Below are 8,237 nucleotides of genomic sequence, written 5' to 3'. Positions count from 1 at the left end.
AGAGGTGTATAAGAGACAGGGACGGGGCAGGGGGCGCGACCGCCAGCCGCTCCCCGATGCGCGTCAGTCCCTCGCCATCGCGGGCGCGCGCATGCACTCGCGGATAGTCGGCGAACGCGGTGCCCAGCCACCGGTCCAGCACCACGGTGTACAGGCCGTAGTGCCCCTGGTAGCGCGCGTGGTGCAGCGCGTGGAACGTGGGGGTGAAGAAGACGCGGCCCACCCAGGACGTCACGAAGCGCTTCGGCAGCCACTCCGTGTTGCCGTGCCCGAACGCGTTGAGGACGTAGTTGGTCAGCATGTAGGCCAGGATTCCCACCTGCGTGCCCGGGAACACGTGCATGGCCGCGAAGTGCAGGCCCAGCCCGCCGCCCATCAGCACCACCCGCTCCACCACGGAGAACGACAGCGCGGTGAGCGGCTCCGTCACCTGCGCCACGTGGTGCTGCGCGTGGAAGCGGTAGAAGCGCGGCAGGTGCAGCAGCCGGTGCGTCACGTAGAACCACACCTCGAAGCCCACGAACATCCACGCGTACGACCACAGCGCCGTGGACAGGCTGAACGGCGCCATCAGGGGGCCGCTGAAGTACCGGAACGTCCCGATGAGCACCGCGTCCGTCACCACCACGCCCACCGCCGCCAGCGCCTCGCTGCGCAGCTGCCCCTTCGCCAGCTCCCGCCGGTACACCCGGAAGCGCTCCGCCAGCCGCGTGCGCCACACCCCCCAGCCACCCACCACCGTCAGCAGCTTGACGGTCCCGGAGATGAGCAGGACCAGCAGGAACAGCACCGGCAGCGACGGATTCTCAGGCAGCAGCGCATGCATCACGGACCTCGCGAAGGCCAGCACACCCCCGGGCCAGTCATGCCCGGACACCCCATGGATAATGCCCGTCCGTGGTTATTGTCAAACATGACAATAGCGATGGGTGCGTTGAACGACGAAGCGGGGGGCTAGGATGCGCCGCGATGGCATCCAAGCGTCCCCAGGGCCGGGCTCCGGCCCGGCGCACCTCCGCTCCCCGTCGCCCCGCGAAGCCCGCCGCGCCCCGGAAGCGGCGCACCCCGGAGGAGGCGCGAGACGCCATCCTCCAGGCCGCCGAGCCGCTGCTCGTGGAGCAGGGGCCGGACAAGGTGGGGCTGCAGGCGGTGGCGAAGGCGGCGGGGGTGAGCCACGCGCTCGTCACGCACTACTTCGGCACCTACGAGGCCCTGGTGCGCGAGGTGCTCCTGCGCCGCAACGAATTGCTGGCCGCGTCCTTCCGGGAGCACCTGCTCGCGGCGGACGCGCCTCCCAGCGCCGGCGCGCTGCTCGAGCGCTTCTTCACCGTGGTCCAGCAGGGACAGCACAGCCGGCTGATGGCGTGGGCGCTGCTCACCGGCCGCGCCGAGCACATGCCGCTCGTGCGCGCGCAGGGCCTGCGGCTGTTGGCGGACGCGCTGGAGTTCCAGTCGGGCCGCGTGGCGGAGGCGCAGGGCACGCCACCGCCCTCGCGCGACACGGTGGACATGACGCTGCTCGTGGCGCTGTGCGCGTCGCAGTGGTTCCTGCTCGCGCGGGAGGCGCTGCTGCCCGTGATGGGGCGTCCGGCGGACGCGGCGTCGGACGCGAGGTTCCGCGAGGTGCTCGGGGGGATGCTCCAGGGGGCTCTCGGGATGAAGCCGCCCGGCGGAGGCTGAAGCTCAGGTCCAGTCGGCCTGCGGGCGCTGCGGCTGCACGAAGGCGCCCGCCACCGGCAGGGTCACGCGGAAGACGCTGCCCCGGCCGGGCGCGCTCTCCATCGTGAGCGTGCCGCCCAGCGAGGTGACGATGCCATGGCACACCGCGAGCCCCAGCCCCGTGCCCACGCCCAGCGGCTTGGTGGTGAAGAAGGGGTCGAAGATGCGCTCGCGGTGCTCGGGCTCGATGCCGCAGCCGGTGTCGCGCACCTCCACCAGCACGTGGCCGGGCTCTCCGGGACGCGCCACCACGCGCACCTCGTTGCCCTCCGCGTTCCCCGGGGAGATGGACTGCGCCGCGTTGAGCAGCAGGTTGAGGAACACCTGCCCCAACCGCGAGCCGTTGCCCTGCACCGGCGGCACGCCGTCGCACTCCACCACCAGCCGCGCCCGGTGCCGCAACTCGTGCATGGCCATCTTCGCCGCCGTGCGCACCACCGCGGCCAGCTCCGCGGGCCCGCTGCCCACGTCCTCCGCGCGCGACAGCGTCTGCAGGTCGCGCACGATGAGCCGGATGCGCTCCGCGCCGTCGCGCGTCTCCGCCAGCGCTTCCAATATCTCCTGCCGGTCCTGCTCCGACAGGCGCTCCTTCTGCTGCAGCTCCTGGTGGATGTACTCCAGGTTGCTCAGGATGAAGGCCAGCGGGTTGTTGATTTCATGGCCCACGCCCGCCGCGATGCGCCCCAGCGCGATGAGCCGGTCCGCGAAGAGCAGCTGGGTCTGCGTCGCGTGCAGCTGCTCCAGGCTGCTGGACAGCTTCGCGTTGGCGGCCTCCAGCGCCGCGGTGCGCTCGCGCACCGTCTCCTCCAAGAGCCGGTTGTCCGCGCAGGGCGTCTCCTCGGTGCACCGGGTGTTGGAACCGGGGCCCAGGCGCTCGAAGGCCTGGCGGAGCGTGCCCCGCCGCCGCGTCATCGCCGCCAACCGCCCGACCTTCGCTCGTAACGTCATCGCGGCCCGCTCCACCCACGTCCATCCGCGGCCGTCACCGTTCCTCGTGGCGGGGGTCCCTGCTCTCGGGAACGGCCTGTGGACGTCCATCCAACACCGCCGCCCCGTGCCCGGCAAGGTGCGCGCGAGTACGTGATGACGTCGAGCGGACACCGCTTTGGTTTCACGTCCCGACTGTCATTTTCCACTGGGGGATTCGGGCGCGCGGGAGGAACTCACCGCACGCCCGGAGGCATCTGGACACGCGGCCGGGGTGGGGACGAGGCCGTTCATGCCAGTGCGCTGCTCACCGCCGGTTCAACGGGTGCGTCCGCTTCAGGCGCCGCAGTCCGCGCGGCAGCTGTCCGCCGTGTTGCCGGAACCCGCGCGCTCGGTGAACTGGCACACGCCGTCACCGCAGCGGAACAGCTCCGTGGGCTTCACGCGCGTGGTGATGGCCGGGTACGTCTTCCCGTTGTACGTACACTGCGTGTAATAGGGCTGGCTCGGGTCACCCTTGGTGCAGAACTGCGCGCAGCTGCCAATGTTGGTGATGGGCGCGCAGGAGTCCGCCTTCAGCGTCAGGCCGCAAGCCCGCGTGGAGCTCTCCGCCGAGCTGAAGTCGCGATCCCTCGCGGCGAACAGGCCCTCGTTGGTGAAGAGGTTGCCGAAGAAGCACGCCTCCTTCGCGCTGAACTGCGACAGCTCCTCGGCGGAGTAGGGAATCGCCGCGCCCTCCGCCGTGCGGCCCAGCACGGACAGCGCGATGTGCAGGCCGTACTTGTTCGCGTGCGCCGCCAGGCACGCGCTCACCGCCTGCTGCTCCGTCACCGTCGCGGCCTTGCCCGTGGCCCAACCCGGCGCCAGGCCCAGGCTGCCCTGCCACGTGTACTTCGCCCCGGTGGTCGTGGACTGGAAGGTGCGCGTCTGCCCCTCGGGCACCGAGCACTTCACGATGTACGCCATCAGCATCGGCGCAGTGTCCGTGTTCTGGCTGAACCACTCGTTGAAGCTCTCGGTGTTCAGCCCGTTGACGGTGAGCCCGTTGACGGTGAGCCCGTTGACGGTGAGCCCGTTGACCGTCAATCCGTTGACGGTCAGCCCGTTGTCCATCTGCAGCGCCTGATCCACCGATGCTGGATCGGCCTCCCACGCCGCGTCCTCCGGCATCGCGCCACCGCAACCCACGAGGGCGAACAGCGCCCCCGTCATCAACACCGCCTTCAGGGGTTGGCGTGAGGCAACTCGGTTCCACCACTCGCTGCATCCACTTCCAGGCCGAAAAGCAGGGGTGAGGCGCATGTAGGGGCTCCCGCTCGAGGGAAGTCGGAGGACCGGCTTCCAGAATGTCAGGCAGTCCAGGCTTTCACCTAGAAAGGTGCTGAAACTGTCAGACAGGGGAATCGTGACGGATTCAGGATCTAAAATAAATACGGTTTCGTCAAAAAATTATGGTGTGGGTCCAATTCTCACGGGGGCGGACGTGTGCCGGTGAAAGGCATGGGACCACACGACTCAAGCGGGGTGCCGCGGGGGAGGAGGAGTGCGGGGACGGCCTACTGCGGAGGAGTCTCTTCGAGGTACTGGGACGCGGGACGGGTGATGGCGAAGCCACCGGGGTCCCTTACGTTCCAGGTTGCCACATGCGTGACCGGGCCGCCTACCACCTCGGCCTCGCCGGAGTCGCCGCGTGTCTCCGCCTCACCATGGTGGAGGCAGAGGTGGACGCGGGCGTGGACGGCTTCGGCCAGACGCTGCGCCTCGGCTTGCAGTTCTCTCAGGGGTCGAAGGGCGAGCGCGGGAGTGATGCCGGCGGCCACGGGCCGCACGCCCAGGAGCGCGGTGCCCGTCTGGAGCGCCAGGATGAAGTGCTCCGCGCGCAGGCCCTGCTCCAGTGTGTCCATGACGTGGGCGAGCGCGGCGTAGGTGGTGTCGTCGTCCATGTCCGTGGCGGGGAGCACCACCTCCGCGTTCACGGCCAGCACGAGCCGCGTCTGGCTCTCCACCTGATTGGGCTCTTCCGTGGCTTCGCGCAGCGCGGTGAGGAAGGCGTTCACGCTGGGGTAGCGGCGGGTGGCGTCCTTGTCCAGGCACCGGAGCACCACCGCGTCCACGGCGGGGGACACCGGGGCCTTCACGCTGGGGCGCGGAGGCGGGGCCTCCAGGTGCATGCGCTCCAGCTCCAGACGATCATCGGACTGGAAGGGGTAGCGGCCGGTGAGCAGCTGATACAGGAGCACGCCCAGCGCGTACACGTCCGTGGGCGGCCCGATGGTGCCGCCGCGGAACTGCTCGGGCGCCATCGCGTGCGCGGTGCCCAGGCGCTGTCCCGCGGTGGTGAGCCCCTCCTGCCCGGGCTCCTGCTGGATGAGCTTCGCGATGCCGAAGTCCAACAGCTTCAGCCGGGGCTTCTCCCCCTCCTCCACGACGAGGATGTTGCTGGACTTCAAGTCCCGGTGCACGACGCCCGCGCGGTGCGCCGCCTCCAGCGCGCCGCAGACGGGCTCCAGGTACGCCAGCGCGCGGGACGCGGACAGCCGCCCGCGCTCCTGCACCACCTGGCTCAGCGTGCGCCCGGAGAGCAGCTCCATCACGTAGTAGGGGCTGCCGTCCGGCATCAGCCCGAAGTCGTAGACGTCCACGATGTTCGGGTGGTGGATCTGATTGACGACGCGCGCCTCGCGCACGAAGCGCTGGAGCATCTCGCCCTGGTCCGCCAGGTGCGAGTGCAGCACCTTCACCGCCGCGTGCCGCCCCAGGATGCGGTGCTCCGCCTCGTAGACGCTGCCGTGGCCGCCGGCCGCCAGCATGGACTTGAGGACGTATTCACCCGCCAGGGTGCCCGGCCCGCGCTCGGCACGGCTGGGTGTGTCGTGCCCCTTGTCCGAGGTATTCGCGTTCGCGCGTGCCTGGATGCGGAAGGTGCTCTCTGAATCCACCGCCATGAATACCCCGCACCCTACCATCCACGGGGTGGGTCGCGAGTGCCCGTGCCGGGTTGGCTGCCCTGCTTGCCTGCCTGGCCGTTCACCAGGAGTCAGGGTCCCTGTCCTGAAGGGGGTGGGGACGTTCATTGGAAGCCGTTGGGGTATGGTTGCGGTCCGGGCCAGGACTTCGGGCCCAAACGGAGCGCGGCGTCATGCACGACAGGCGGCGAGGACACTGCCAGCCCGAGCGCAGGGGGACGTCAGGGGGCTTGCATACATGATGACGTTGGTGGACGAGCTCACGACCTGTGCGGGCCAGTCGGTGACGGCCCCGTCCTCGACCGGGGCGTGCCTCATCCTCATCAGCACCACGACGCCGGCGGCCATCGGCAAGGCGTACCGGTTGGAGCCGGGCGAGCACGTCATCGGGCGCGGGTCGGAAGCGGAGGTGCGCATCGACGACCACGGGGTGTCGCGCAAGCACGCGCGCATCCAGCGCAAGTCGGACGGTTCGTGCCTCGTCACGGACCTGGAGTCCACCAACGGCACGTTCCTCAACGGCCTGCCGGTGTCCACCGCGGAGCTGCAGGAGGGCGACCGGCTCCAGGTGGGCACGGTGACGGTGTTCCGCTTCTCCCGGCGCGAGGTGCTGGAGCAGCGCGAGGAGCAGCTCAGGCAGGCGCTGTCCGCCGCGCGCGTGGGCATCTGGGACTGGAACGCGAAGACGGGGCAGGTGACCTGGAGCGAGCACGTGGACCGGCTCCTGGGCCTGGCCGTGGGCAAGCTGTCCGGCCGCGCCATGGACCTGGAGGAGGTGGTGCACCCGGCGGACCTGCCCAGGCTTCGCGCGGGGCTGGCCACGGCGCTGCAGCAGCGCTCGCAGGTGGACGTGGAGTACCGCATCGAGCCCGCGGGCAGCGGCTACCGCTGGATTTCGTGCAAGGGCGATGTGCTGCTGGACGCGTCGGGGCAGCCCGCGCGGGTGACGGGCACGGTGATGGACATCACCGCGCGCAAGCAGGCGGAGCAGGAGCTGCACCGCCAGGCGCTCATCTTCGAGAGCATCTCCGACGGCGTCGTCATCACGGACCTGGCGGGCGGGGTCATCGACTGGAACACCAGCGCGGAGCGGATGTTCGGCCGCAGCCGCAAGGAGGCCATGGGACAGACGCTCTTCAGCGTGCTGCACCCCGGTGAGCCGGACCGGCTGACGGGCGCCGTCCTCACCGCGCTGGAGGTTCACGGGCGCTGGAGCGGGGAGATGGAGTTCAAGCGCGCGGACGGCATGGCGTGCGTCTGTGAGTCCGTGGTGGTGCCGCTGCGCGACGCGGAAGGGCGCATCATCGCGAACATCATGGTGCACCGCGACCTGAGCGAGCGCCGGCAGCTCCAGGCGCGCCTGGTGGTGGCGGACCGGCTGGCCAGCGTGGGCACGCTGGGCGCGGGCGTGGCGCACGAAATCAACAACCCGCTGGCGTACATGCTGGTGAACCTGCACCTCATCCGCGAGGGGCTGGACAAGCTGGAGGCTCAAGGCGCCCCGTCCGAGCCGGTGGCCTCCATCCAGCAGCTGGTGCGCGAGACGACGGAGGGCGCGGAGCGCATCGCGACCATCGTGCGGGACCTGAAGGTCTTCGCGCGCGGCGAGCAGGAGTCGCGCCCCATGCCGGTGGACGTGCGCCGCTCGGTGGAGCTGGCGTGCAAGATGGCGGACAACGTCATCCGCCACCGCGCGCGGCTCGTGACGGAATTCGAACCCGTCCCCGCGGTGGAGGCGAGCGAGGCGCGGCTGTGCCAGGTGTTCTTGAACCTGCTGCTCAACGCGGCGCAGGCGATTCCGGAGCATCCATCCTCCGTCACCGAGCACGAGATTCGCGCCATCATCCGTCCGGGCGAGACGGGCAAGGTGGTGGTGGAGGTGCGCGACACCGGCGTGGGCATGACGCCGGAGGTGCTGGGGCGCATCTTCGATCCGTTCTTCACCACGAAGGCGGTGGGCGTGGGCACGGGGCTGGGGCTGTCCATCTGCCACGGCATCGTGGAGTCCATGGGCGGCTCCATCCACGCGGAGAGCACGCCGGGGCAGGGCAGTATCTTCCGCGTGGTGCTGCGCTCGGCGGCGCACGAAGTGGACCTCTACCCGCGGCTGTCGGCGACGGCGCCAGCGGGGGCGAGGGCGCGCATCCTGGTGGTGGATGACGAGCCCAACGTGACGGTGGCGCTGCAGCGCTCGCTGGCCTCGGAGCACGAGGTGTCCACGGCGAACAGCGCGCAGGCGGCGCTGCGGCTGGTGAACGAGGGCGGCCGCTTCGACCTCATCCTCTGCGACGTGATGATGCCCGGGATGACGGGCATGGACCTGTACTTCGAGCTGGGGCGCTCGGTGCCGGAGCAGGCGGGGCGCATGGTGTTCATGACGGGTGGAGCCTTCACCCCGCGCACGACGTCGTTCCTGCGGGACGTGCCGAACCTCAAGCTGAGCAAGCCGCTGGACCTGGCGCAGCTGCGCGAACTGGTCGGCCGCTCGGCGGAGGCGTCTCGATGAGCGCTTCCTCCGGGCAACCCGCCGCTCCTCCAGAGGTCGCGGCGGGGCCGGAGGCCCCTGGGCCCGTGGCGCCAGTGGGGAGGGGGTTCGCGGGGGCGGAGGTCTCCGAGGGCCGGGAG

At 70.3% G+C, this 8,237-nt stretch carries 6 protein-coding genes; 2 read left to right on the top strand and 4 right to left on the bottom strand.

Going from position 1 to position 8,237, the window contains the following annotated elements; all coding sequences use genetic code 11:
- Positions 1-826: sterol desaturase family protein (locus D7V77_RS38315; RefSeq protein WP_147452292.1), on the bottom strand; the 826-nt coding region annotated here is incomplete at its 3' end.
- A 143-nt stretch (positions 827-969) separates the two neighbouring features.
- Between D7V77_RS38315 and D7V77_RS38310 the strand changes: the two genes are divergently transcribed.
- The gene (locus tag D7V77_RS38310; protein ID WP_120581176.1) at positions 970-1,680 is read left to right on the top strand and encodes a TetR/AcrR family transcriptional regulator; all 711 of its coding nucleotides are present in this window, start codon (positions 970-972) and stop codon (positions 1,678-1,680) included.
- Positions 1,681-1,683: 3 nt separating this feature from the next.
- On the opposite strand, the gene D7V77_RS38305 is transcribed toward D7V77_RS38310, so the two are convergent.
- The 3 genes from D7V77_RS38305 to D7V77_RS38295 all read right to left on the bottom strand — a co-directional run bounded on the left by D7V77_RS38305 (position 1,684) and on the right by D7V77_RS38295 (position 5,591).
- Positions 1,684-2,667 carry a sensor histidine kinase gene (locus D7V77_RS38305; RefSeq protein ID WP_120581175.1) on the bottom strand — a complete coding sequence of 328 codons (984 nt, stop codon included), beginning with the start codon at positions 2,665-2,667 and terminating at the stop codon, positions 1,684-1,686.
- A 315-nt stretch (positions 2,668-2,982) separates the two neighbouring features.
- Positions 2,983-3,858 carry a hypothetical protein gene (locus D7V77_RS38300; protein WP_120581174.1) on the bottom strand — a complete coding sequence of 292 codons (876 nt, stop codon included), beginning with the start codon at positions 3,856-3,858 and terminating at the stop codon, positions 2,983-2,985.
- A 344-nt stretch (positions 3,859-4,202) separates the two neighbouring features.
- Positions 4,203-5,591, bottom strand: a complete 1,389-nt coding sequence (locus tag D7V77_RS38295; protein WP_120581173.1) for a serine/threonine-protein kinase — start codon at positions 5,589-5,591, stop codon at positions 4,203-4,205.
- A gap of 262 nt (positions 5,592-5,853) precedes the next feature.
- Between D7V77_RS38295 and D7V77_RS38290 the strand changes: the two genes are divergently transcribed.
- Positions 5,854-8,118, top strand: coding sequence for a PAS domain S-box protein (locus D7V77_RS38290; protein WP_167547882.1), 2,265 nt, complete (start codon positions 5,854-5,856; stop codon positions 8,116-8,118).
- The last annotated feature ends 119 nt before the right edge of the window (positions 8,119-8,237 follow it).

This window comes from Corallococcus sp. CA041A, assembly GCF_003612075.1.
GTDB lineage: Bacteria > Myxococcota > Myxococcia > Myxococcales > Myxococcaceae > Corallococcus > Corallococcus exiguus.
The sequence above is the reverse complement of the archived record's forward strand: the minus strand, read 5'-3'. Positions and strand labels throughout refer to the sequence as shown.